The organism is Pseudarthrobacter sp. R1, assembly GCF_024494415.1.
Classification (GTDB): Bacteria; Actinomycetota; Actinomycetes; order Actinomycetales; family Micrococcaceae; genus Arthrobacter.
The window spans coordinates 95,246-118,031 of sequence record NZ_JAMKFI010000002.1; the positions used below are offsets into that span (position 1 = coordinate 95,246).

General features: G+C 63.4%; 22 protein-coding genes, 1 tRNA gene and 3 pseudogenes. 13 read left to right on the forward strand and 13 right to left on the reverse strand.

The window, feature by feature from the left end; all coding sequences use genetic code 11:
- The first annotated feature begins 22 nt into the window (after positions 1-22).
- Positions 23-859, forward strand: coding sequence for an aldo/keto reductase (locus M8J71_RS02320; protein ID WP_256246544.1), 837 nt, complete (start codon positions 23-25; stop codon positions 857-859).
- A gap of 73 nt (positions 860-932) precedes the next feature.
- Positions 933-1,706 (forward strand): annotated as a pseudogene (locus M8J71_RS02325) (SDR family oxidoreductase).
- Positions 1,707-1,798: 92 nt separating this feature from the next.
- Here the strand turns inward: M8J71_RS02325 and M8J71_RS02330 are convergent.
- The 4 genes from M8J71_RS02330 to M8J71_RS02345 form a co-directional block, all read right to left on the reverse strand.
- The gene (locus M8J71_RS02330; RefSeq protein ID WP_256246414.1) at positions 1,799-2,878 is read right to left on the reverse strand and encodes a tartrate dehydrogenase; all 1,080 of its coding nucleotides are present in this window, start codon (positions 2,876-2,878) and stop codon (positions 1,799-1,801) included.
- Positions 2,879-2,913: 35 nt separating this feature from the next.
- On the reverse strand, positions 2,914-3,861 hold the full coding sequence (locus M8J71_RS02335; protein WP_256246415.1) for a phosphoglycerate dehydrogenase: 948 nt from the start codon (positions 3,859-3,861) through the stop codon (positions 2,914-2,916).
- Between the two features lie 116 nt (positions 3,862-3,977).
- A complete protein-coding gene (locus M8J71_RS02340) occupies positions 3,978-5,354 on the reverse strand; it encodes a cation:dicarboxylate symporter family transporter (protein WP_256246416.1) in 1,377 nt (458 codons plus the stop codon).
- Positions 5,355-5,447: 93 nt separating this feature from the next.
- Complete coding sequence (locus M8J71_RS02345) at positions 5,448-6,614, reverse strand: mandelate racemase/muconate lactonizing enzyme family protein (RefSeq protein WP_256246417.1); 1,167 nt, start codon at positions 6,612-6,614, stop codon at positions 5,448-5,450.
- A gap of 220 nt (positions 6,615-6,834) precedes the next feature.
- Between M8J71_RS02345 and M8J71_RS02350 the strand changes: the two genes are divergently transcribed.
- The gene (locus M8J71_RS02350) at positions 6,835-7,536 is read left to right on the forward strand and encodes a GntR family transcriptional regulator (RefSeq protein WP_256246418.1); all 702 of its coding nucleotides are present in this window, start codon (positions 6,835-6,837) and stop codon (positions 7,534-7,536) included.
- A gap of 176 nt (positions 7,537-7,712) precedes the next feature.
- Here M8J71_RS02350 and M8J71_RS02355 read toward each other — a convergent pair whose 3' ends face one another.
- Positions 7,713-8,039, reverse strand: a complete 327-nt coding sequence (locus M8J71_RS02355; RefSeq protein WP_256246419.1) for an ArsR/SmtB family transcription factor — start codon at positions 8,037-8,039, stop codon at positions 7,713-7,715.
- A gap of 165 nt (positions 8,040-8,204) precedes the next feature.
- Between M8J71_RS02355 and M8J71_RS02360 the strand changes: the two genes are divergently transcribed.
- Together M8J71_RS02360 and M8J71_RS02365 are read left to right on the forward strand one after the other, a co-directional pair.
- Positions 8,205-8,939, forward strand: a complete 735-nt coding sequence (locus tag M8J71_RS02360; protein WP_374114797.1) for an NADPH-dependent F420 reductase — start codon at positions 8,205-8,207, stop codon at positions 8,937-8,939.
- 62 nt (positions 8,940-9,001) lie between these two features.
- Positions 9,002-9,181 (forward strand): annotated as a pseudogene (locus M8J71_RS02365) (AAA family ATPase); the annotation flags it as partial.
- A 128-nt stretch (positions 9,182-9,309) separates the two neighbouring features.
- Here M8J71_RS02365 and M8J71_RS02370 read toward each other — a convergent pair.
- Positions 9,310-9,984, reverse strand: a complete 675-nt coding sequence (locus tag M8J71_RS02370; protein WP_374114801.1) for an HNH endonuclease family protein — start codon at positions 9,982-9,984, stop codon at positions 9,310-9,312.
- Positions 9,985-10,599: 615 nt separating this feature from the next.
- Here M8J71_RS02370 and M8J71_RS02375 point away from each other — a divergent pair.
- Entirely contained in the window at positions 10,600-10,899 is a 300-nt protein-coding gene (locus M8J71_RS02375; RefSeq protein ID WP_256246420.1) for a hypothetical protein, read from the forward strand.
- Here M8J71_RS02375 and M8J71_RS02380 read toward each other — a convergent pair.
- From M8J71_RS02380 to M8J71_RS02390, 3 genes are read right to left on the reverse strand one after another with little or no spacing between them, the layout of a single operon-like run.
- Entirely contained in the window at positions 10,896-11,825 is a 930-nt protein-coding gene (locus M8J71_RS02380; protein WP_256246421.1) for a sucrase ferredoxin, read from the reverse strand. The two genes, M8J71_RS02375 and M8J71_RS02380, sit on opposite strands and share 4 nt — an antisense overlap.
- Positions 11,815-13,017: a cupin domain-containing protein gene (locus M8J71_RS02385; RefSeq protein ID WP_374114798.1), complete on the reverse strand. Its 1,203-nt coding sequence runs from the start codon at positions 13,015-13,017 to the stop codon at positions 11,815-11,817. Before M8J71_RS02385 ends, M8J71_RS02380 begins: the two co-directional genes overlap by 11 nt.
- Positions 13,014-13,205, reverse strand: coding sequence for a hypothetical protein (locus M8J71_RS02390; protein WP_256246422.1), 192 nt, complete (start codon positions 13,203-13,205; stop codon positions 13,014-13,016). Before M8J71_RS02390 ends, M8J71_RS02385 begins: the two co-directional genes overlap by 4 nt.
- A 784-nt stretch (positions 13,206-13,989) precedes the next feature.
- Here M8J71_RS02390 and M8J71_RS02395 point away from each other — a divergent pair.
- From M8J71_RS02395 to M8J71_RS02420, 6 genes are all read left to right on the forward strand, one after another.
- Positions 13,990-14,181, forward strand: coding sequence for a hypothetical protein (locus M8J71_RS02395; RefSeq protein WP_256246423.1), 192 nt, complete (start codon positions 13,990-13,992; stop codon positions 14,179-14,181).
- 99 nt (positions 14,182-14,280) lie between these two features.
- Positions 14,281-14,568 (forward strand): dihydrofolate reductase family protein, encoded by a 288-nt coding sequence (locus tag M8J71_RS02400; protein WP_256246424.1) that lies wholly within the window; start codon positions 14,281-14,283, stop codon positions 14,566-14,568.
- Positions 14,569-15,072: 504 nt separating this feature from the next.
- Positions 15,073-15,351: a dihydrofolate reductase family protein gene (locus M8J71_RS02405; protein ID WP_256246425.1), complete on the forward strand. Its 279-nt coding sequence runs from the start codon at positions 15,073-15,075 to the stop codon at positions 15,349-15,351.
- A gap of 203 nt (positions 15,352-15,554) precedes the next feature.
- Entirely contained in the window at positions 15,555-16,148 is a 594-nt protein-coding gene (locus M8J71_RS02410) for a PhnE/PtxC family ABC transporter permease (RefSeq protein ID WP_256246426.1), read from the forward strand.
- Complete coding sequence (locus M8J71_RS02415; protein ID WP_256246427.1) at positions 16,145-16,909, forward strand: tyrosine-protein phosphatase; 765 nt, start codon at positions 16,145-16,147, stop codon at positions 16,907-16,909. The genes M8J71_RS02410 and M8J71_RS02415 overlap by 4 nt, the downstream gene beginning before the upstream one ends.
- Positions 16,906-17,538, forward strand: coding sequence for a TetR/AcrR family transcriptional regulator (locus M8J71_RS02420; protein ID WP_256246428.1), 633 nt, complete (start codon positions 16,906-16,908; stop codon positions 17,536-17,538). The genes M8J71_RS02415 and M8J71_RS02420 overlap by 4 nt, the downstream gene beginning before the upstream one ends.
- A gap of 517 nt (positions 17,539-18,055) precedes the next feature.
- Here M8J71_RS02420 and M8J71_RS02425 read toward each other — a convergent pair.
- The 4 genes and pseudogenes from M8J71_RS02425 to M8J71_RS02440 form a co-directional block, all read right to left on the reverse strand.
- A pseudogene (locus M8J71_RS02425) lies at positions 18,056-18,508 on the reverse strand (amino acid permease); the annotation flags it as partial.
- 70 nt (positions 18,509-18,578) lie between these two features.
- Positions 18,579-19,511 (reverse strand): glutaminase, encoded by a 933-nt coding sequence (locus tag M8J71_RS02430; protein WP_256246429.1) that lies wholly within the window; start codon positions 19,509-19,511, stop codon positions 18,579-18,581.
- Positions 19,508-21,106, reverse strand: a complete 1,599-nt coding sequence (locus tag M8J71_RS02435) for a PucR family transcriptional regulator (protein ID WP_256246430.1) — start codon at positions 21,104-21,106, stop codon at positions 19,508-19,510. The genes M8J71_RS02430 and M8J71_RS02435 overlap by 4 nt, the downstream gene beginning before the upstream one ends.
- Positions 21,107-21,346: 240 nt before the next feature.
- Positions 21,347-21,436, reverse strand: a tRNA-Ser gene (locus M8J71_RS02440).
- A gap of 254 nt (positions 21,437-21,690) precedes the next feature.
- On the opposite strand from M8J71_RS02440, the gene M8J71_RS02445 reads away from it, so the two are divergent.
- Positions 21,691-22,786, forward strand: a 1,096-nt coding sequence (locus M8J71_RS02445) for a DUF222 domain-containing protein (protein WP_256246431.1), incomplete at its 3' end; no start/stop codon positions are given.

The window sequence follows — 22,786 nt, forward strand, 5'->3', positions numbered from 1 at the left end:
CACCCTGAATAACGGCGTCACCATGCCCTCCATTGGGCTGGGCGTGTACCAAACCCCGCCCGATGAGACCGTCGCCGCCGTGGAAGCCGCCATTGAAGTTGGATACCGCCACATCGACACGGCCGCAGCGTACGGCAACGAACGCGAGGTCGGGGAGGGCCTGCGCCGCTCCGGTGTCCCCCGTGAAGACGTGTTCGTGGAGACGAAGGTCTGGGTCAGCGACTACGGCTTCGACACCAGGCTCCACGCCTTCGAGAAGAGCGCCAAGAAGCTCGGCGTGGACCAAATCGATCTTCTGATCCTCCACCAGGCCCAGCCCAAGACCTTCACCAAAACAGTCCAGGCCTGTAAGGCACTCGAGCGGCTCCTCGCCGACGGCGCGGTCCGAGCCATCGGCGTCAGCAACTTCAACCCGGTCCGGCTCGAGGCGCTCCTGCGCGAAACAGAGATCGTGCCGGCGGTGAACCAGATCGAGCTGCACCCCTACAACACCCGGCCGGACCTTCAGGCTGCCAACCAAGCCCACGGAATCGTCACGCAGGCATGGTCACCCATCGGCGGGATCCGGCACTACAGGGGTGACACCACCACACCCCTGACCGACCCGACGATTCAGGTCATCGCCGACAGTTACGGCAAGACGACAGCGCAGGTCATGATCCGCTGGCACATCCAGCAGGGCCGCTCCGCCATCCCCAAGTCGGTGCGCCGGGACCGGATCGCCGAGAACTTCAACGTGATCGATTTCGAACTCGCCGCCGACGAACTGGCCCGCATCGACGCCCTGCACATTGGGGACACCATGGATCCGGACCAGATCGACTTCGACAGCTTCGGCCTCACCATCCCCGAAGCCTGACCAAGCACGAATCCCGGCGCCGCCGGTGCCGCTGAACTTACTGGTTGCCCCGGCGCCAGAACAGGAAATAATCATGACCCAAGAAGCACTCACCATCCTCTTTGTAGGAGCCACCGGCAGCGTCGGCCGCCTCGCCATCGCCGAAGCCCTTCGGCAAGGCCACACTGCCAGGGCCCTGGTGCGGAATGAGCGGCGGGCCCGCACCTTTGATGACCGTGCAAACGTGGTCATCGGTGACCTCACCCGGCCAGAAACACTGACCGCCGCGGTAGACGGTGTGGAAGCCATTGTCTTCACCCACGGCGCGCCCTACGGAAGCAGTGACCTTGAAGCCGTCGACTACGCAGGCGTACGCAATATCCTCGCCGCGCTGGACGGTCGGCGGGCCCGAATCGCACTGATGACCGCGATCGGGGTCACCGCGCGAGCCGACTAGTACGACTGGAAGCGCCGCAGCGAACGCCTCGTCCGGGCCAGCGGTAACCCCTACACCATCGTGCGGCCGGGATGGTTCGACTCCAACGACAAGAACCAACTCCAGGTCACCATGCTGCAGGGCGATACCCGCCACGCCGGTAACTCTTCCGACGGGGTCATCGCCCGGCACCAGATCGCCCGGGTCCTCATCGACAGCCTGACTTGTGACGACGCTGCGCACACCACGTTCGAACTCGTTGCCGAACACGGCCCCGAACAGTCCTCCCTCGGTCCCCTGTTCGCACGCCTTACCCGCGATCCCAGCGGCGGGATCGACGGTGTCCTGGACCAGCAAAATCTACCTTTAGCCGCAGAACCCGGGTCCGTCGTCGCCGACCTCGAAGCCGCTGCCAACCGCATCCTTGCCTGAGCACGGCCAGCTCCCGAAGTGCTCTTAGGTCGAGGCCGGCACCGGCTGTCCGTAGGCGCCATAGGCCTGGCCATTCATGCCGGATGATTCGATCACGGTGCTGCGAGCGCAGAAGCCACTGCCTTGCCGAGGCTCTCCGTGGTGGAGTTGCCACCCATGTCCGGAGTAAGGGCCTGTGATCCACGGGCCAGCACTGTTTCCATAGCGGTGGTGATGGCGGCTGCGGCTTTGGGCTCCCCGAGGTGGTCGAGCATCATTGCCGCACACCAGATTTGTCCGATCGGGTTGGCGATGCCTTTGCCGGCGATGTCCGGGGCGGAGCCGTGGACGGGTTCAAAGAGGCTGGGGAACTTGCGTTCGGGGTTGATGTTGCCGCTGGGGGCGATGCCGATGGTTCCGGTGCAGGCGGGACCGAGGTCGGAGAGGATGTCGCCGAAGAGGTTGCTGGCTACAACGACGTCGAACCAGTCGGGGTGCATGACGAAGTTAGCGGCCAGGATGTCGATGTGGTACTTGTCGACATCGATCTCAGGGTAAGCAACGGACATCGCCTGGACGCGTTCGTCCCAGTAGGGCATGGTGATGGAGATGCCGTTGCTCTTGGTGGCAGAGGTCAGGTGCTTCTTGGGCCGGCTTTGCGCCAGGTCGAAGGCGTATTTGAGGATCCGGTCCACGCCGGTGCGGGTCATAACGGTTTCCTGGACCACGGTTTCGCGGTCGGTGCCTTCGAAGATCTTCCCGCCGATGCTGGAGTATTCGCCCTCGGTGTTCTCGCGCACGACGTAGAAGTCGACATCCCCCGGGACCCTGCCGGCCAGGGGGCTGGGCACGCCGGGCAGGAGTTTGACGGGCCGGAGGCTGACGTACTGGTCGAAGTGGCGGCGGAACTGCAGCAGGCTTCCCCACAGCGAGATGTGGTCAGGGACGACGTCGGGCCATCCGACGGCGCCGAAGAAGATGGAATCGAACTGGTTGAGTTCCTCGAACCACCCCTCGGGGAGCATCTTCCCGTGCCGGGTGTAGTAGTCCGCGGAGGCGTAGTCGAAGTGCTCGAATTTGAGGTTGAGGTCGAACGCTGCGGCTGCGGCGTCCAGGACGCGCAGCCCTTCGGGCACGACTTCGGTACCGATTCCGTCGCCGGGAATGACTGCGATGCGGTGGGATTTCGTCATCAGGGATCCTTCGTTGTGTTGATTAGGGGTTCGGATTAGCCGTTGACAGGGTGTGCCGGTTCCCGGTTTTCGAGCACATCGATGACGGCGTGCGCGGCGGCCAGCCCCGCCCGGGTCCGTGCCTCGGTTGTCTGGCCGGCGAGGTGGGAGGTGATGAGCACGTTGTCCAGGCTCCGGAGGGGGCTGTCCGCGGGCAGGGGTTCGTTCTCGAGCACGTCCAGTGCGGCGCCGGCGATGGTTCCGTCGTACAGTGCTTTGGCCAGGGCTTCTTCGTCCACGAGTGAGCCGCGGGCGGTGTTGATGAGGACGGCGGTGGATTTCATCGCCTCCAGCCGGGACGCGTCGATAAGTTTGCCGGCGGACTGTCCTCCGCGGGAGTGCAGGGAGAGGTAGTCGGCCTCGCGGATGACGGTGTCGAGGTCGGCGAACCGGACGGCGCTGGTGTCAGGGTCAGGGTGGGCAGTGCTCACCACGACGGTCATGCCCAGGGCGGTGCCCAGGTTTGCGGTGGCGCGTCCGCTGGGGCCGAAGCCGATGATGCCGAGGGTGGAGCCGCGCAGTTCGTTGCCGGCTTCGCGGGGCCAGTGACCTTGCCGGACAGCGGTGGTGACCTCGGAAAGGCGGCGTGCGGCCATGATGATCAGTCCGATGGTGAGTTCGGCAACGGAGTGGTGGTTGGTTCCTGGGGCGTTGCAGACCCTGATGCCTCGCACTGTGGCGGCTTGGACGTCGATTGAGTCGTAGCCCACGCCGCTGCGGGCGATGACTTTGAGCGACACGGCATGCGCGAGCATGTCGGCGGTGACCGGTTCGCTGGCGAGGATCGCTCCGGATAGGCCGTCGAACAACGAGCGGCGTTCCTCAAGGGTCCGTGTCCCCTGGGAGGGCGAGTAGACCGGTTCCAGGCCGTGCTCGCGCAGGAGCTGGTCCACGGGGTCTCCTTGGTGGAGATAGTCGGTGGTGATCAGGATGCGGGCGGCCATGGTACAGGGTTCCTCATGTGATTGCCGGGGATGATGCGCTGCCATTAGCGCTATGGTTTTTAGTTCACGAGGGCAGGGCCGCCGCGGTGTGCGCGGCGGCCCTGCCAGATGCGGTGTTAGTGGACGTCTACCTTGTCCGATTCCACAATGGTGGGTCTATTTGATTCGATGTCGTTCTTTTTCTGGCCCGCTGCGTGCAGGGCCTGACGGGCCTGTTCCGGGTCGTAGTCCTTTTCCCACTTACCCACGACGACGGCTGCCATCACGTTGCCAAGGACGTTGATGAACACCCGTCCTTCGTTCAGGAGCCGGTCGATGCCGACGATGAGGGCGAGAGCGGCCAGTGGGATCCCGCCCACGGAGCTCAAGGTGCTGGCCAGGACGATGAACGCGCCGCCGGCGATTCCAGCGGTGCCCTTGCTGGTGAGCATCATGACGCCGACCATGACCAGCTGCTGTTCCCAGGAGAGGTCCATGCCGACGGCCTGGGCCAGGAATACCGAGGCCATGGTCAGGTAGACAGCGGAGCCGTCGAGGTTGAACGAGAACCCGGACGGGATGACGATGCCCACTGTGGACTTGCCAACCCCCATCGCTTCGAGCTTCTTGATCAGCTGCGGAAGGACTGCTTCGCTGGAGCAGGTGCTCAGGGCGATCAACAGTTCTGCCTTGAAGTACCGCATGACTGTGAAGATGTTCAATCCGCAAGTACGGGCGATGACCCCCAGGACCACCAGGACGTACACGATGCAGGTTCCGGTGAACAGCAGGACGAGGTAACCGAGTTGCTGCAGGCTTTGGGTGCCGTAGTTGGCCACCACGGCGGCCAGTGCACCGAAGGTGCCGATGGGGGCAAGCCGCATCACCCAGTTGACGATCTTGAAGATGACCGTGGACAGGGCCTGGATGCCCTTGGTCAGGAAGGCGCCGGCTTCACCGGAGACGTTCATCGCGGCACCGAAGATGATGGAGACCATCAGTGCGGCGATGATGGTGTGGCCTGTCAGGGCGCCAAACAGGGACTCCGGGATGATGTTGTTGACGAACTCGATGCCGTCGAAGCCTTCGCTGGCCTTTGCGGGAACTTTGCTGGAGTCCAGCTGGGACGGGTCGATGTTCATGCCATCGCCGGGACGGAATACGTTTGCGACAACGAGGCCGATGAGCATGGACAGCAGGGACAGGGCGAGGAAGTAGCCCAGTGCCTTCACACCGATACGGCCGGCCTTGCGCAGGCTGTCCATGGATGCGATGCCAAGGGAAACAACGCAGAACACCACCGGAATGACGATCATCTTCACCAGGGCGATGAACCAGTCGCTGAGCGGGGTGAGCTGTTTGCCGACTTCGGGGAGGAGGAAGCCGACGGCGATGCCCAGGACGGCGCCCAGAACGACTTGAAACCAGAGTTCGCGCATCAACCGGCCGAACCGGGATCGCTGTTTGGGCGGGTGGGCGGAATGTTGCGGGTTCTGCATGGTGTGGGACGACATCTTGGGTGCTCCTTTGCACGACAGACAGAGAAAATTTGAGAAGTGCGGTCCCGGGCAGTGATACTGCCCGGGACCGGGGCACTACCGGAGTGGTTAGCTGTGCAGTTCGCGCAGGACCTTGTAGAACTCGGCCTTACCTTCAAGCCCGATGCCCGGGAGGTCGCCCGGGGCCACGCGGCTGTTGACGATGACAGCGTCGTCGGTGAAGCCGCCGGTGGGCTGGAACTCGCCCGGGTAGGATTCGTTTCCGCCGAGCTTGAGGGCTGCTGCGATGTGCAGCGAGAACTGGTGTCCGCCGTGCGGGATGCAGCGGCGGGAGGACCAGCCGTGCTGGGCCAGCATGTCCTGAATCCGGCGGTATTCGGTCAGGCCGTAGCTCAGCGCCGGGTCCACCTGGATGAAGTCGCGGTCCGGGCGCATGCCGCCATAGCGGATCAGGTTGCGGGCGTCCTGGAGGGAGAACAGGTTCTCTCCGGTAGCGATCGGGTTCTTGTAGTGCTCGGAGAGGGTGGCATTCAGGGCGTAGTCCAGCGGGTCGCCGACTTCCTCGTACCAGAACAGCCCGTACTGGTCGATGGCTTTGCCGTATTCCAGCGCGGTCTCCAGGTCAAACTTGCCGTTGACGTCCACCATGAGTCGGGAGCCGTCGCCGTCGAGGACCTCGATCACGGCCTCGATTCGGCGGAGATCTTCGGCTAGGTCCGCGCCACCAATCTTCATTTTGACCACGTCGTAGCCCTTGGCCAGGAAGCCGCGCATTTCGTTCTGCAGGTCCTCGAGGCTCTTGCCCGGCGCGTAGTAGCCGCCGGCGGCGTAGACGAAGACGTCCTTGTCCGGATTGCCGTCACCGTAGTGGTCCGAGATCCACCGGTACAGCGGGACGCCGGCGATCTTGGCGGCAAGGTCGTGCAGCGCCATGTCGGCCACGCCGACGGCGACCGAGCGTTCACCGTGGCCACCTGGCTTCTCGTTGGACATCATCAAGTCCCACGCCTTTTCCGGCGAAAGCTGGCCGTCATCGTCGAGAAGGTCCTCGGATGGGGCATCCATGATGCGCGGAAGGATGCGGTCCTTCAGGATGCCCGTGGCGTTGTAGCGGCCGTTGGAGTTGAACCCGTAGCCAACGAGGGGCTTGCCGTCGACGAACACATCGGAGACGAGCGCGATGATCGTGCAGTCCATCTTGGTGAAGTCAATGAAGGCGTTCCGGATCGACGAGCTGATGGGAATGGTGCCAACGTGGGCGGAAACGATTTTCATCTTTGAAACTCTCCTGTAGATCTTGATCTTATTTCTTATAAGATCCGGGCCTAGGTTAGCCCGAGATGGAAGGTCCGGAGCCCTTCGTTGCGAATATCTTATAAGACCTGCGATCAAGGTTAGCGGCGAGTGACGGGGCGCACAAGTCTTGGAGGGGATTTCTTATAAGATGTTCTGGACAGTACGACGGCGGCGATTAGCAAGATACTCGGAGCGTTGGATGAGCACCACGAACGTCTTTTCCAGTAAGGGGAGTCTGGCGTACAGCGAACTCCGCCAGCTGATCCTCTCCGGCGGCCTGGCCCCCGGCTCGCGCGTCTCCCAGTACGAACTGGCCGACAAGATGCAGATGAGCATCACTCCCCTGCGGGAAGCAATCCGCCGGCTCTCAAGCGAGGGCCTGATCATCATGGATACTCACCGGGACTCCCGTGTGGCGGACGTGAGCGCTTCGGAAGCCCGGGAACTGCTTGAAGTCCGCCTCTCGCTGGAGCCGTCAGCAACCGAGTTGGCGGCACACCGGCGGACCGAAGCTGACATTGTCGCCATGCGAAATGCAGCGGAGAAACTACTGCCGGTCACCAAGGTCTGGGGCGAGGACGCCATCACAGCACACCGTGAATTCCACCGGGCCGTGTACGCCGCCTCCCACAATGCCAGCATGATCAAGCTCCTGGATGACCTGTGGGACAAGTCCGATCGCTACCGCCGCCTTGGCCTGGAACTTCCCTCCGGCGATGAACCACGGACCATAGACCTGAACCAACACCACCAAATTCTTGAGCTTGTAGCCTCCGGCGATGGTCCCGGCGCAGCCGAACTCGCACGAACCCACATTGCCAACAGCCTCACAGCCTCGGTAACCGGAGCCCTTGAGGAAAGCGAGAACGTCCAGTCGGCAACCTTGGAGAAATCCGCTTAGTATCCGGCGCCGACGGATCCCCTTCGGTGGTCAGGAGGGCCGGCAAGCCCTGCAGGCGCTTGTCCCACATCAGCAATTAGCCCGAGACACAGCTGGACGCATGTCGCTTTTTGCATCCCATACTGGTCTCAGCGGTCGTTTGCAGGCAGTGCCTCGCGCGACATTCGCGCGAGGACTCAGGCTGTCTGCTTGTGCTCTTGAAGCACGAGCGCCAACAGACCCGGGAAGCGGCGGTCGAGCTCGTCACCGCGGAGCCAGTTTCGGTGCCGAGTGCCCTCGACTTCCTGCTTGATGATGCCCGCCTCCCGGAGAATGCGCCAATGTCGCGTCAGCGCCGACTTCGAAACGCCGTAGTCAGAACCGCTACACGCCGTGCCAGGATCCCGGGCGATGGAGTACACGATTGCCCGCCGGACAGGGTCGGCCAACGCAGACATGACCTCGAACAGATCGATTTCTTCTTCCGCAGGAATGGTCAGTGGATTTGTTAAGCGACTAGCCATGATCCTCCGCCTCGTTTCGATCGCTAATACCTGCCCTATGTACACATTGGTGCGTACATGGGCTACCGTAGATGTACGCACTAATACGTACATTATGCCTGATGAAGCGATCAGATGGTTGCCAACGTGCGGCAGGTATGACAGAACCGTAGGAGAAATACACGCATGAAAATTTCCGTAATCGGCGCCGGAGCCATTGGCGGCAACCTCGCGCGTCTGCTCAGCGAAGCAGCACATGACGTTCTTATCGTAGACGCCCGCGGCCCAGAGATTGCCGCCACCAGGGTGCTACCTTCGGGTGCCCGTGCCGTGGACCCGGAAGCCGCAATTGATGACAGGGACGTGATTATTCTGTCGATCCCCTTCGCCAAGCAGCCCGAACTCGCTGACCTCCTCACGAAGGCTGCCGCCGAAACGGTCATCGTCGACACCTCGAACTACTACCCCTTTATGAACGGCTCGGTCGAGGCAGTCGACAACGGCCAGGTCGAGAGTGTCTGGAGCGAGGAGCAGCTCGGCCGGCCGATCGTAAAGGCCTGGAACGCAGCGCTTGCTGCAACGCAGCAGACGAGGGGGCGCCCTGCTGGGGCGGCGGATCGCATCGCAATCCCAGTCGCCGCCGATTCTGACGTCGCCCGCAGGACAGTCATGCAACTGGTTGACGATACGGGATTCGATCCGTTCGACGCCGGCGTCCTCGCTGAGTCGTGGCGCCAGCAACCCGGCACTCCCGCATATTGCACGGAACTCAACTTTGTGGAGCTCGGCCAGGCTCTTGCCGCGGCGGAGAAAGGCAAGGCGCCTATAACCCGTGATCGACTGATAGAGCACTTCGGCTCACTCACGGAAGTACCGTCCCTGGATGAGACCGTTGCGATTAACCGTGCTGCCCACCATTGACAACCCTCCTTGCTAAAGAGGCTGTAGTGGCCCCCGGTCCTTAACGCACGGGGCGACTCCAGCTGTTCAAGCATGCGCTCAACCGCCAGGTGCTGCGGCTGTTGCTCAACGAGGAACAAAGTCTCGACGCGCTTGATCGTGAGGCCGTCATGACGCTCACCGCGGACGACATCATCCAGGCGGCGATGGCCTCGGGCGAGGAACCGGAGCAGAAACCGACGCCGAAACAGGAGCAGCCACGTGCGCTGGCTGGCCTGACCGGATCCGCAGCGGCTGCCAGGCAAATACACCTACCGCCCCCGCGCGGGAAAAGCACAACTATTGCACTTCGCGGCGGCACGCCACAATTGCTTCTCCGGCGCCGATGAGCCTATTTGCAGCCCTTGAGAAGGCCGGCGATGGCGTCGTGCTCGGCTTGTGTGACCCAAAGGCTGTATTTGACCTTGACTGCAGTTTGGCGGGCGACGTATTCGCATCGGAAAGCTTTGTTCGGCGGAAGCCACGTAGCTGCATCCTTGTCGCCTTTGGCACTGTTGGTAGGGCCGTCGGCGGCAATGAGATTCAGCGGGTCATTGGCGAGTTCCTTGCGCTGGTCAACGTTGAGCTGCTGTGCACCCTTTTGCCAAGCGTCGCTGAGGGGAACGATGTGGTCAATCTGGACGTCGGAGCTGGTGTCTTGGCCGCGGGTGAAGGTAATCGTGGTGCCGGTGTACTTATCGGCCAGGGTTCCTGTCATGACCACACAGTTGTTGGTGCCGGGCTTGAACGTCTCGTCCATCAGGTCCCGGGCCAAAATGTCATTGCGGGTGTCGCAGCCGTTGCGGTCCGTGTCCGCCCAGGCAGGTCCAAACTCGTCACGGGTGTAGCCGGTCTTTGGGGCGCGACCCTTCACCGGGATGCCCTCCAATTGGGCAAGGGCGTTGGCGGCCTCAAAAGCAAAAGACGGGTCTGCCGGGGCTGGCGCATCTGCTGCGTTCCGTGGAGCCGACTCGAGGATCTCAAGGGCGTTTGCGGCAGCGTCACACCCGGTGAGGGAGCCAGCCAGTAGAAGGGAGGCGACAGCGTTCAGGGTCCGGGTGGCGAAGCGGATAATCTTAGGGTCCTTCTGTTGCAGCGGGCTTTTCCACGCTAACTTCCAACACCGCCTGTTACAGACAGGCCCACTCGTGGTGCCCGTCACAGCCGGCGACTCCCTGGTCCTCATGAAGCTCACTTCGAGTGTCAATCGCGGGGGCAATTCTTAGCACTGGGCCTGGAGTCTCGTCGGGCGGCTTGCTTCAGTTCGCGGCGGCCACTCTGACTTTCCAGCAGGTACCGATGAGCCTTTCCTTCGTCACGGGCCTCCTGCCCGAGAACGAGGAATCACTACTGTCAGGGAGGATCTCGCTCAACTTTGCGATTCCCACGATGGGTTAGGAAGCGAATCAATCTTGCCTTGCCCCCAGCATGCGGTGGAAAGCGTCCGACGGTCGCTCCCCCGGCACAGGCCTGATTTTGTGCGGCACAGGAGCGCAGCTGCTTCAACTTCAACGGGCTCAAAGAATTTAGTACGTCTTCGTGGTTCCGCTTTACGGACGGATCAACAGGTCGATGTGCTCCTGGACAACCTCAACAACAGCTTTAATAACGGCGGGACGTTACGGCCACAGCGCAGCGGTTCATGCTGTGGATCGACACGGCACAAATTGCCCCGAACGGCGGCTGGCACACCAACACCGCGTACGCTTACGCCCGGCTGAAGTCCAGCACATCTTCCTACTCGCCAACGCTGCCATACGCGCCGGTCAAGGAATTACTCCTTCATGCCTCGCACGAGACAACCACGGATGGAGTGAGCAAGAACATCACCGGTTCGATGGTGTCAGTGGATCCGAAGCTTCACGCGGATCCGCCCTCCACCGGACTTGTCCTTGGCAGCGGCACCACAGCCTGCGCTCCTACCGTCAAAGGCAGCCTTTAGACTGTGCGGATCGACATGAGCTCATAGACCATGGCCGAGCTCATTGCCGGCCCGCGGCACGTCAGTTGGCGCGGCGGGGCGTGGTGGGCCTGCAGTTCGACGTCGACACGCGCCGGGTGAGGCGGGGTGCCGGTGATGCGGATCCGCCAGTAATCGCCATCGCGGGAGGTCGCCACAACCGTATAATCATTCCGGCCGGCGGGGCCGAAACGTCCGAGCGTGGCCGCGACAGCGGCCTGCTGTGCTGGGAAGAGATCCGTGTAACCGCGCAAGTACTCCGCGTGGATGCGGCCGGCGAGGTGTCCTTCGAGCGTGGCGACGGACGACTCAGCGCTCAGATTTCCGTAATACACGCCGTCGGGCGCGACAACGACATTGCCTGCGAACCTGTCACCGCCTACATGCGAGCATTCCCACACCAGCTCCGGCCAGCGCTCAGTCAGCGCACGTCCCACAGGCCGTCCCCACACGGCACAGCATTGGTCACGTTGACTGTGGGTGCACACCAGAATGACGGGCGGACGGCCGAGCTCTCCCGCGGTGCCGAGGGCCGTGGCAATCTCCGCCAGATCCTCATCCCGGCTCCACGTGCCCCATTGCTGACGATAGGCACCGGAGTTCCCATGGTGCAGCACAGCCCAATGGCTCTTACCCTCACGCCGGCGGGGGCCGGGCCGCCTCACCAGCAGCACGCGCGCCCGCGCCGCCTTGGCGGCGGAGAGCACGATAGCTTTGGTCCCAGGCTCGAGATCAAGCCCCTCGAAGCCATTGAGCGGCCACCCGCCCCGGTACTCAATGAGGACCCAGACGACACCGTGTGACGCCGTGCCGGCAAGGGGGTCGCCGCGCAACCGGGCGCCTTCAGAACAGAAGAAGCGCTCCTTGGCGGCCGCTGCGGCCAGGTTATTGGTTAGATCACTGTTCAACGGGAACGAGGACCCCCGCGCGCAGTAGTCTTTCAACGAGTTCGACGCCGAGATCACCGGCGGCGTGAATCTCCCCGTCCAGCGCGCACATCACAGACGGCAGATCGGCGTCAGGGAAGTCGAGCCAACCCACGCGCGTGGTCAGGCGCCGTCCCTCCAGCCGTGCTTCCAGTGCATCGCGAAGCCGCACCACGGACTCGGGGCTTAGGCCGTCGACAGCGGCGAGCTGGGCCAATGGTCCCAGCGGCGCGGGGCGTCCCTGTCCTCGCCGGGTGCGGTGGAACAGGGCGGTGGTATCAGCCTCAGCGAGGGCGGCCGCCAGTCGCCCACGGATGGCGTCGATCTCCCCGTTTGGCCCGTTCACGCCCAAGGGCAACGTACGGCGCATCTCGGGATCGTCGCAGAGCGCTGCCAGCGCGGCCTGCGCGAGCTGTTCGGCCAATGCGTAGCGGGTCCAGCTGTGGATTCCCAGCGTGAGGTGGATGGAGACCTCACCCTGCGCCTGGGCGGCATGCAACCAGCCGCGCGGCAGGTAGAAAACATCCCCCGGCTCTAGCACCGTGTCGATATAGGCCTCGCCTTTCGCGGCCTCGGCCACTGCGGAGCGGCGGTCGGTCCAGGGTTGGTCACGCAGCGGATCCGCATGAACCGGCTCATGAATGATCCAGCGCTTTGTCCCCTCGATCTGCAGGACGAAGACGTCGTGCACGTCGTAGTGATCGTCGAACCCCCTGTTTTGAGGCGGCGTGATGTAGGCATTGGCCTGCACCGGATGTCCGAGCTCGGTGCTCAGCCTGCTGCTGAAGTCCGCGACAGGCTCCCAGGTGCGGTGCAGTGCCTGCAGCACGAGCGTGGCACCATCCGCGAATTTGCGCCAAAGCGCTGTGTCGTCGAGCTGGTCAGAGATGGTGGCGCCGACGCCGGCGGGTGAGGTGAATGATGAGTCGGGAAATGTGGTGCCGCCCTTGGCGACGCGGAGGAAAGGTGTGCGCAGTCCACGGCGCGAGATCAGTTCGTCGACGGCCTCGGCAGAGAAGAGATCGGAGAAGTCGCTCGTGCCACGCGTGAGCAGCGCCGTGCGCCCCCAGACGTCGCCGGCAAACCTCTCACGGCCAATCGTAATTAGGCGTGTCTCCAGAACCCCGCCGCTTTCCAAGGCGTCGGGGTCCTGGTCCCTGCGGGTGGTGCTCAAAATTCAGATGCCCCGTTCTGCGGCTCCCCCATCGGCTCCCCCATCGGCACCGCTGTCAGCTCCGCCATCGGCTCCACCGTCGGCACCGCTATCGGCTCCACCGTCAGCGCCACCGTCGGCTCCACCGTCAGCGCCTCCGTCGGCACCGCTATCGGCGCCTCCGTCTGCGCCGCTGTCAGCTCCTCCATCGGCACCCCCGTCATGCATGCCGGGTACGCCAGCGGCGCCACCGTCCGCGGGGCCTTCCTGCTGGCTCGGATCCTGCTCTGGACTGGTCATGCTTCCTCCCGAGAATCGAATCGCTAGGATCAGCTCCGTCCCCGGCGCTGATCACCCAACCGGGCGATCCAACGGCACCGCCCGTGATCACCCTAACGGCACGGGCCAGCCCTGGGAACAACCTTCTTTTGATTTAGAACTGGGACAGTCCTATTGGCTGGCCGGCACAGCCATCCCGCTTCCTTTAGGAGATTGAATTCAGTGCGCATTGGCGCCGGGACACACTGCTGCCGGCAAGATTGAGCAGCATCAGAGGCGTCATTACTGCTGTGGGCTCGACACCGCCGTCGCGTGGCGTGTTCGCCCTCGAACGGGAGGTCCATGTGCCCAGGGCGTCAGACTCTGCGCCCAGGCCGGGCGCATTTTGCCGCCAGCGCGGCGTCGGCAACAAGCTGGAGCCGTTGGATGGCCTGCGCCCTTGTCAGCCGGAACCCAGCTGCCCACCAGTCGTCAACGGTGTCTCAGACACCCCGGAGGGCATCGAGTTCGCGTCAGATCGAGGTGAGAGCCGCCAGCCCTAACGAATCTTCGCCGTTGAACCGACGCGTTAGCAGGGCACCTCCATGTAAACGGTGAGGAAGGCACTGAGGATCGCGACAGGGAGTGAAACTTCCCCGTGTGCTGTCTCAGGCGGAGATCTCCTATCTGATGGATGGTTTGAGGGTTGATAGGTGCGGGGACTGGGAGCAAGAAATGGGGCACCTGATTGTTCAGGAATTCGCCAGCGCTGACGGTTTCGCCGCTGACGCCAACAACGAGTTCACCTTCTACGAATTGCTGGACGGGGGCACCACCGAATTCGACCATAGTCAACAGGAGTGGCTAAAGATCGTGGACGTGATGGTCCTCGGGGCAAACACTTACCGGGAGTTTGCCGAGTACTAGCCAACCCCGGCCTCCAAAAGTGAAATCATCGCACCGTCACTCAACGGGCTCCGCCTTGTTATTTTCTCCCGCCACCTGGCGAGGGCGCCATGGGGAGATATGGCAGAGGCTGCCGGCGACGCCGTTGAGACGATCAGGCGGATCAAGAGTGCGACCGACGGCGATATCGTCGTCTGGGGCAGTCTGACCCTTGCAGAGACATTCCTGGCTGCGGGCGTCGTGGACTCGGTGAGGCTGGTGGTGATGCCGATTGCCATAGGCGCCGGCCGCGGCGTGTTTCCTTCCGGGCAGGACCCGAACGTGCTGAACCTTCAGAGCGCAACAGTGTATGACCAAGGACTGGTTGAGCTATACGGAATCAGGGCCACACGTGTGGACCGTCTCTAACGGAAGTTCCTTTGCCGTCGGCTCTCGTTCGCAATCCTCAGAGGGCCGCTTCGTTATCGGAGTGGTTGAGTCCACGCTCCTAAACGGACGCGGCACCAGAACTGGTCTACATCCCCACACCTGTACCTATCGCCGGAGAAAGTGAGCAGGACATGGAATTGAAAGTCGCGATGAACATCAGCGTTGATGGCGTCATGCAAGGTCTTGGTGGACCCGATGAGGATCGTCGGGGCGGCTTCATACGCGGCGGTTGGGCTGGTCCGCTGCTGGACCCGAGTCCCGCCACTATCTCAACGAGGTATACGGGAATGCCACCGCATTCCTGTTCGGCAAGTGGACGTACGAGGTCTTCGCCGGTTCCTGGGGTTCGGGGATGGCCGACCCGGCGGGAGATCCGGTCGCTGCGGCGCTGAACGGCCGCCCAAAGTACGTGGTGTCATCCACGCTGTCGATCCGGAGTGGGAACCGACGGCTGTCCTAACTGGGGATATTGGATCACAGATTATGAAGCTGAAAGAGGACGGCGAGGGTGACTTGGTTGTTCCCGGCAGCCTCTCCCTTGTCCGCTGGCTGCTTGCCAACGATCTGGTGGAGCAACTGGACCTGACTTTCTATCCCGTGGTCATCGGTCAGGGCAAACGGTTATTCCCCGAGTCCGGCCCGGATCACAAGCTCCAGCTGCTCGAGTCATCCGCTACGTCCCGCGGCCTCGTCATCCAGAAATACCGACTCGCAGGCCGGCCGGAGTACGCCGTAGCTGCCGAGAGTTGGGCCAACACATAACCCAGAACGGAAGTGAGCGAGCGAAAGTGAACTGCTCGATATCGTGTCAGGGGACACTCCCTTATCAAGGTGCGGCTACGCCGGAGTGGCACGTCACAATTTTCAGGAGCGCATGACTGCGAAACTTGAAGGCGGAAACCCCTCTGACCTGCGGAAACACTGCCCGAGGTAGGACTCGAACTACACAAGCGGCACCAACTACCTTGGACCCTTCCAAACGGTTGCGCCTGGAACGGGCGTTCTCGCTGCCCCGCGCACGGTTCCTCACCGGCATACCCATCGCCGTCGTCGTGCTGCTCTGGTCCTTCTGGGGCGCTGAGTTCAACTTTGCCAAGCTGGGCGAAGGCACCCTGAACATGGGCGAGTTCCTGTCCCGTCTTTTCCCGCCGGACTTCTCCAAGCTCGGCACCATAACCGCCCTGCTGATCGAAACCATCCAGATGGCGATCGTGGGAACAGTCCTCGGCGCGGTGTTGTCCCTGCTGGTCGCCTTCGCAGCTGCGTCCAACATCGCCCCGCGCTGGCTCTATTACCCGGCCCGCTGGGTCATGAACATCATCCGCTCGGTGCCGGACCTGGTGTTCGCGCTGATGTTCGTCTCGGCAGTCGGGCTTGGACCATTCGCAGGCATCCTCGCCATGACCCTCGGGTCCCTGGGCTCCATCGGAAAGATCTTCGCGGAGGCCATGGAGTCTGTGGACCGCGGACCCATCACCGCCATGCAGGCAGGTTGCATCATCGTGCTCGTCACGGTCATCGACCAGGGCAGCGCACTCATTAGAAGGAAAATCACATGACAACACCTACCATCGACATCGAACTCAGCGCTCCGGTCAACCCCCGGGACCTCGGCGGTATCCCCATCAGAGGAGGCATCCTCCGCGAGGGGATGGCGCTCCGGGCGGATGACCTGTGCGTCATCACAGGTGAGGATGCACAGGCACTTGTGGACGGCGGACTGGCCGCCGTCATTGACCTGCGTACCAACGATGAGGCGGCACTGACCGGCCGCGGACCGCTTGCGGGCTACCGAGTTGCCTACCACCACCTGCCCCTCGTGGAGAGCATCAGCGCCGGGATGCCCGACGGCGACGCGCCCGTGATCGAGCACGTCGCCATGGGCGAGATGTACGCGAGGATGGTGGAAAGCGCCGCGCTGCAACTCGCCAGCGCCCTCGGCATCATCGCCCTCGCCCCAGGGGCCACCGCCTTCCATTGCGCCGCTGGCAGGGACCGGACCGGCGTCCTGGCCGCAGTCCTCCTGCTTGCCCTCGGCGCCACCGACGACGACATCGTCATAGACTACGCCCGCACCTCCCCCAACATGCCCGCCATCCTGGAACGCACCAAGCCAACCATCGGTGCGCTCATGGCCCGCCTCGGCTTCGACCTCGACGCCATGGCGGCCGTGACCATCTCCGAGGAACCGATGGACATTGCCATGCACACCATGCTCGCGCGGCTGCGGGAACGCCACGGTGACGTGCTGGCACCCCTTCGCGCAGCCGGGCTCGGTGAAGGGACCATCGCCCGCCTTCGGGAACGGGCCCTTGCGTGAGCGCAGTATCCACCGCCCCGGCCACGGCGCGAGACGCACGCCGAGGCCCCGGCCGGCCGCGCAACGACGTCATCAACGACCAGGTCCTCACCGCAGTCCTGGAACTGATCGATGACAAGGAGGAGGTGACGGCTGCGCGGGTTGTGGAACGCAGCGGCGTTAGCCGTGCCGCGCTCTACCGTCGGTGGCCCTCGCTCACTACCCTTATCGCGGCAGCCTTGGACGTTGGACGTGAAGTTCCCCCAACCATCCCCAGCGACGCCGGCTTGCGCGAGGCAATTTTCGCCATGCTCTTCGGTGCTGCCACGGAGGCTGGCGTAACGGACTACCCGGAGGAAAGATTCCGCCAGCGGATCAGGCTTGTCATGGCCGATCGGGACCTGCAGAAGGCCTACTGGTCCTCCCACGTATCCCGGCGGCGGGCCCCGATCGAAGCCGCCCTGCGTGCAGGAATAGGGCAGGGCGTGCTCCGTACGGACCTGGATGCCGAAGCCTGCTTCGACCTCATCGCCGGCGTCTTCTACTACCAGATCGTCGTCCGGGGAGAACGCCTCGACGACGAGCCCACCCGCGCACGGTGCCGGGCCGCCCTCGACGTGGCTTGGCGGGGAATGCTCGTCACGGGCTAGCTTTTGCAGGTGAGCCGGCATGGAGGTTGAGCTCAAGTGCTTTGCAGGACGAAAGGTCTCCCGTCGGCGTCCTGACACGGATGGGAAAGATTCCTTGCAGCGCTCTCGTCGGTCATCACGCGTACCCCCCCGCCCAAGTGATGAAGCCGCGGTCCTGCGTTGTCCGCAGCGCGGCTGCCTCCACGATTGAGGTCTCCTCAAGTTGCAGCAATCGCCCCAGCGGCTGAAGGGGTGGGCTGACTCCTGAAAGGGTTCCTGAGACCAGGAGTCAGCCCTGGCTGGTCAGTACTCCGATGGAGGATAGAAGGAACCTCCCCATCGAGGCAGCACACCGCCACTGCAGATGCTCCTTCACGTTGCCACTTCACCCAACAGTTCTTCGATGGCTATTGGATGAACGTAATGTACCTACCTGCCGGGAGTCGCTTAGCCTTGATCCACCGATGATGGCTGCTGCGCCGACGGCGGTTTAAACACGAAATGCCCGTCTTTTCAGGGAAAATTGGACTTGCGACAGAACAATTTTGCTGAAGAAGAGGAGCATCCCGCAGGTGTACAGGGCCGCGGCGGTGATGTCCACGATGGTGGTGGTGGCCCAGTTGATCCAGTAGAACCAGCCGGACACGAACGCGGCTTTTTCGCCGAAGAATTCCCGGGCGTAGGAGACGAACGAACCCGAAGAGGGGCGGTGGAGGACCAGTTCGCCCAGGGCCCGCAGGATGAGGAACGCGAAGAACCCGCACACGGCCTAGGCGATGACCAGGGACGGGCCCGCGGCGTTGAGCCGGCCGCCGGCGCCCAGGAACAGGCCGGTGCCGATCGCACCGCCGATCGCGATCATCTGGATTTGCCTCGGTTTGAGGTTCTTGTGGTAGCCCTTGTCCTCGGCATGCAACGCGGATTCGGAGGCATGCGCGTGGCCGCTGTCGGCCTGTTTCAGTACAACCTCGTCATTGCGGTTGATGGGCATAGGTGATCCTTTCGATACAGAGAAGATCCTGCTGGTTGGGAAGAAAGCTGCGGGGGCCTGCTGGCGCGGGTTAGAAAACGGACCAGCCGGTGCGGTCGGAAAGGTCGGCAAGGGCGGCAGTGCCGGCAAGTGAATTTCCCTTGGCGTCCAGCCGCGGACTCCAGACAGAAATGGCGCATTCACCCGGAACGATGACCAGGATTCCGCCGCCCACACCGCTTTTACCGGGAAGGCCTACACGGTAGGCGAACTCTCCGGCGGCGTCGTACATGCCGCATGTCAGCATGATGGAGCCGATGCGTTTCGCGTCACTGGGGGACAGGACAATCCCGAGCCTTCCGCGTCCTTCCTTGGCCAGGAAGAGCCCTGCCTGGGCGAGTTCAGTGCAGGTCATCATGATGGAGCACTGGCGGACGTAGTTTTCCACCACTGATTCGGCCGGCTGCTTCAGGTTGCCGAAGTCTTTCAGGAAGTGCGCCAGCGCCAAATTGCGGCTGCTGCTGGATAGCTCGCTGGCGGCCGCGTCCTCATCGATGAAGGGTCCGGCTCTGCCCGCCTCCAAGGTGAGGAACCGCAACAGTTGCGTGGCGGCGTCGGACGTTTCTTCCATCAGGTGGTCCGTGACCACCAGGGCGCCGGCGTTGATGAACGGGTTCCGCGGGATGCCGTGCTCCACTTCCAGCTGGACGAGGGAGTTGAACGAGGTACCGGAGGGTTCGCGCAGGACCCGGGACCACAGTGTTCCGGACTTATCGCCCCGAAGGGCCATTGCCAGGGTGAAGACCTTCGAGATGCTCTGGATCGAGAACGGGACGTCCGCGTCGCCCGAACTGAATACCTTGCCGGAGGTGGTGGCCACGGCTATCCCGAATTTATCGAAGGGGACCGCTGCCAGGAAGGGGATGTTGGCGGGGACAGACCCGCTTTCACGCTGCGGCCTGTGGTAGCGGACGAGGTCGTCGAGGATGGGGCCGAGCGGCGGCGCCTCAAGTGCTGTTTTCATTTCCTGCCTGAATGTTCTGTGGACGTTTCGGCCCATTCCTGGATATGGAGCAAGGCCACCAGTGAGTTCCGCGGGTTGCCGAGATCCAGCCCTGTGACCCGGGAGGCTTTGCTGATCCGGTAGTAGACCGTGTTCTTATGCAGTCCCATCCGCTGGGCGCATTCAGCGACATCGAGCGAGGCGTCGAAGTACGCCCGCAGGGTTTCCGCGAGTTCGAGGTCCTCCTGCAACAGGGTGGAAAGGCCGCGGTGGCGGAAGGTTGAGGACGTGAAGTTGTGGACTGCCTCGCGGAAAAGGATTTCTCCCTCGAAGTCGTCCACTGTGGCCACGGACGTGTCGGGAGAGGTGCCTACACAGCTCAGCAGCGCTTCAGTGATGCTGGTGATTGAGTGGATGGACAGCAGGTCCGGTACCAACGGGCCCACAGCCGCAAACGGGCTGATGCCCAGGTGTTTGCCCGCGTCGCGGACGATGGCCTCGGCCAGGCTCCGCAGCCCCGACTCCGTCGAATTGGATTGCAGGCCGGGGACAATCACGGCGGTGTCGCCCTTGAACTGCCCGACGACGGCGGAGGCCTTGAAGGCAGCCGCATGGATGGAGGCCAGGTTGGCGAGTTCGCCGTGCTTCAGTGCGGCGTCGTCGGCCTGCGCTTCGGCATCGGAGATGCCGATCAGGATCAGCGCGGCAGGGCGCTGAGCCGGAATCTTCTCGCTGTGCGCACTGGCTGCGGCTTCGGCAGGACCCGAGAGGATCCGCGCGACGCGGTCTTCGCGCATGTGAACGGACTGCTGGTTGCGGTACCGGATCAGCTCTGCTGCGGTCCGGGCGGCCGACCCCTTCAACACATGATCCACGTCGGGGCCAAAGCCGGCACCGGTTTCCTGGAGCCAGATGTAGCCCATAATCCGGTCTCCGGCGAAAAGCGTGATGGCTACCCGTTCCCTTAACCCGTCCTGGGGGCGGGCCGGCACCCTGACGGGCAGCCGGGTTCGGTGCAGCTCCCGGTAGGCGCCGAGGTCCTTCAGCAGCAGCTCGTATTTCCGCGGGCCGCGGCGGGCCAGGATGGAGGCTTTGCGCAGTTCGTCAATGTCGTTCGAGACAGTGGAGTATGCGAGCACCTTATTGGCGGCGTCTTCGATGAGCACATGGCTGGATGTAAGCCGCGCAGTGGTTTGGGCGATGGCGAACAGGTCTTCTTCCAGCAGCGTCAGCACTTCACTCTGGTAGCTGCGCGGCTGGATCCGGGCCTGGGCGATGGACAACAGCCGGTCCCAGTCAGCTGCAGGGTTCACCAGGAGCAGACCCGTCCCGGTGTCGCGCAGCAGTTCTTCGGCTTCGGAGAGCTCTTCGCGGGTTCCCTTGACGGCGACTACCGGTGGCGGGTTCTGCAGGAGCCGCCGCAACGCGGGCAACGCCGACCGCCCGCGGACGCCGATCAGCAGGACCAAAGCAGCGCCGCCGTCGGGCCCAGCATCGTCAGCATCCACGATGAGGAAACGCTCGATGGCGGAACCGGTAGGAGCGGGCCGGAGGATGAGGCTGGCGAACCCCAGGGGGAGATCCGAGAGGATGTCGTCCACCGTAACCGCGGCCATGGTTTCCTTCGCGTCGATCGGGCCGGACGGCTCTGTCCGGTCAGATCATGGTATCCAGCCCCACGCAGTCAAAAATTGGAAGGAGGCCCAAAGGGGGAGGCAGTTTTTCGGTTGGCATTCCAAGCCGGGCGTGGGGGAGCTTGCCGTAAGGCCAGGAAGTGGTGCAGGGCCGAGGCAACTGGCGACGGAAACAAAAGACCCCTGCTTCCCGGTCAAACAGGAAGCAGGGGTCTTTTTACATGGCGGTGACGGTGGGATTTGAACCCACGTTGGCTTTTACACCAAACAACATTTCGAGTGTTGCACCTTCGGCCGCTCGGACACGTCACCAACCTCAATAGGGTACCGGAGCGAGGGGCCCATCCCCAAAACGGGACCAACGGAGAGCATCTCCGCCCATCTTCGATTTTCCTCTTTTCCTTTCTGCTGCCATTGATAGTGGGGAAGCAGGGCTGGAGCGCCCTGAACGATGCACGGCTTGATCCGCTGCGTTTCGAGGAGGTGAGGAAAAAAGTTTGAAGAATTTTTTTGGGGGCACCCGCTTTGAGGGCCGGAATGTCAGACCCTCGCAAGAGGATGGGTGCATGGATACGAACCCGGCAGTGGCACAGGCGGAGGCGGCCTTGGTGGCTGCTGTCGCAGCGTTCATGGCGGTGCTCGCTGGCAGTGATACTGGCGGACGCGGCGCCGCGGGTGTGCCTGAGGCCGCGGGTGCCCGTGATGCTGGAGTGGGTTTTGATGATGATCCATTGCAGCGGGTTGCTGATGGGGCTTTGGATGTTCTTGCCGCGGTGGCACGGTCGGAAGCGAAGCTGGCGGCCCTGAAGGCGCAGGCGGTCTCGGTGTTCGCCGGGGCCACGAGAGCGCTGAATGCTCCTGTTTCGTCGCCGTACGAGGCGACGGCGCAGGAGCGGAGCCTGGTGGCCGAGGTGGGGTGTGTGCTGGCGATCGGTGACCGGGCCGCCGGAGCCTTAATCGCCGACTCCCATGCCCTGACCACCTTCCTGCCCCGGACCTTGGCGGCACTGCAGGCCGGGACGATGTCCTGGGCGCACGGCCGGGCCACGGTGGACCAAACCGCGAGCCTTGACCCTGCCGGGGCGGCGGCGTTGGAGGCGCACTTCCTGGACCCGGGCACGCCGAGACCGGCCGCAGCCGCCAGAGTCGGGGAGATGCCGGCGTACCGGTTCAAAGCCAAGGCCCGGGCCTGGCGGGAGCGCCACCATCCGGAGAGCCTGGAGACGCGGCACGCCAAGAGTGTGGCGGACCGGCGGGTCGAATTCTGGCCGGACAACGACGGGATGGGCTGGGTCGCAGCCTGCCTGCCCGCAGACCAGGCGTCCGCCATCTGGGACCGGCTCACCACCATCTCCCGGGGGATGCAGGGACCGGATGAACCCCGCACCCTGACCCAGCTCCGGGCCGACAACTTCGCCTCAGGGCTCCTGGACACCGGGCCCGGCGTCAGCGCCGGAAACAGTTCCAGCAACGGCGCCGGAGATGGTTTTGGCAACGGCGGGGCCAACAGTGCCCGCAGCGCCGGTGGCGGCGGGGAGGAAACCGGCCCCGGGCAGGGATCTTCGATCCGGGCACAGGTGCTGGTCACCGTGCCCGTGTTCTCCCTGCTGGGCCTGACCGACGAACCGGCGATGCTGGACGGGTCCGGACCTATCCCGGCGT

Coding starts and splice junctions, on each gene's coding strand:
- M8J71_RS02335 (WP_256246415.1), bottom strand. CDS start 3,861: ATGGCCGCCCGCATCCTGATCACCACCGACTATCTCCACCAAGGAGAC.
- M8J71_RS02405 (WP_256246425.1), top strand. CDS start 15,073: ATGAAGCTGAAAGAGGACGGCGAGGGTGACTTGGTTGTTCCCGGCAGC.
- M8J71_RS02435 (WP_256246430.1), bottom strand. CDS start 21,106: ATGGCCGCGGTTACGGTGGACGACATCCTCTCGGATCTCCCCCTGGGG.
- M8J71_RS02395 (WP_256246423.1), top strand. CDS start 13,990: ATGGGGCACCTGATTGTTCAGGAATTCGCCAGCGCTGACGGTTTCGCC.
- M8J71_RS02330 (WP_256246414.1), bottom strand. CDS start 2,878: ATGACGAAATCCCACCGCATCGCAGTCATTCCCGGCGACGGAATCGGT.
- M8J71_RS02375 (WP_256246420.1), top strand. CDS start 10,600: ATGCTGTGGATCGACACGGCACAAATTGCCCCGAACGGCGGCTGGCAC.
- M8J71_RS02415 (WP_256246427.1), top strand. CDS start 16,145: ATGACAACACCTACCATCGACATCGAACTCAGCGCTCCGGTCAACCCC.
- M8J71_RS02350 (WP_256246418.1), top strand. CDS start 6,835: ATGAGCACCACGAACGTCTTTTCCAGTAAGGGGAGTCTGGCGTACAGC.
- M8J71_RS02340 (WP_256246416.1), bottom strand. CDS start 5,354: ATGTCGTCCCACACCATGCAGAACCCGCAACATTCCGCCCACCCGCCC.
- M8J71_RS02390 (WP_256246422.1), bottom strand. CDS start 13,205: ATGGAGGAGCTGACAGCGGCGCAGACGGAGGCGCCGATAGCGGTGCCG.
- M8J71_RS02320 (WP_256246544.1), top strand. CDS start 23: ATGCCCTCCATTGGGCTGGGCGTGTACCAAACCCCGCCCGATGAGACC.
- M8J71_RS02355 (WP_256246419.1), bottom strand. CDS start 8,039: ATGGCTAGTCGCTTAACAAATCCACTGACCATTCCTGCGGAAGAAGAA.
- M8J71_RS02430 (WP_256246429.1), bottom strand. CDS start 19,511: ATGAAAACAGCACTTGAGGCGCCGCCGCTCGGCCCCATCCTCGACGAC.
- M8J71_RS02400 (WP_256246424.1), top strand. CDS start 14,281: ATGGCAGAGGCTGCCGGCGACGCCGTTGAGACGATCAGGCGGATCAAG.
- M8J71_RS02360 (WP_374114797.1), top strand. CDS start 8,205: ATGAAAATTTCCGTAATCGGCGCCGGAGCCATTGGCGGCAACCTCGCG.
- M8J71_RS02345 (WP_256246417.1), bottom strand. CDS start 6,614: ATGAAAATCGTTTCCGCCCACGTTGGCACCATTCCCATCAGCTCGTCG.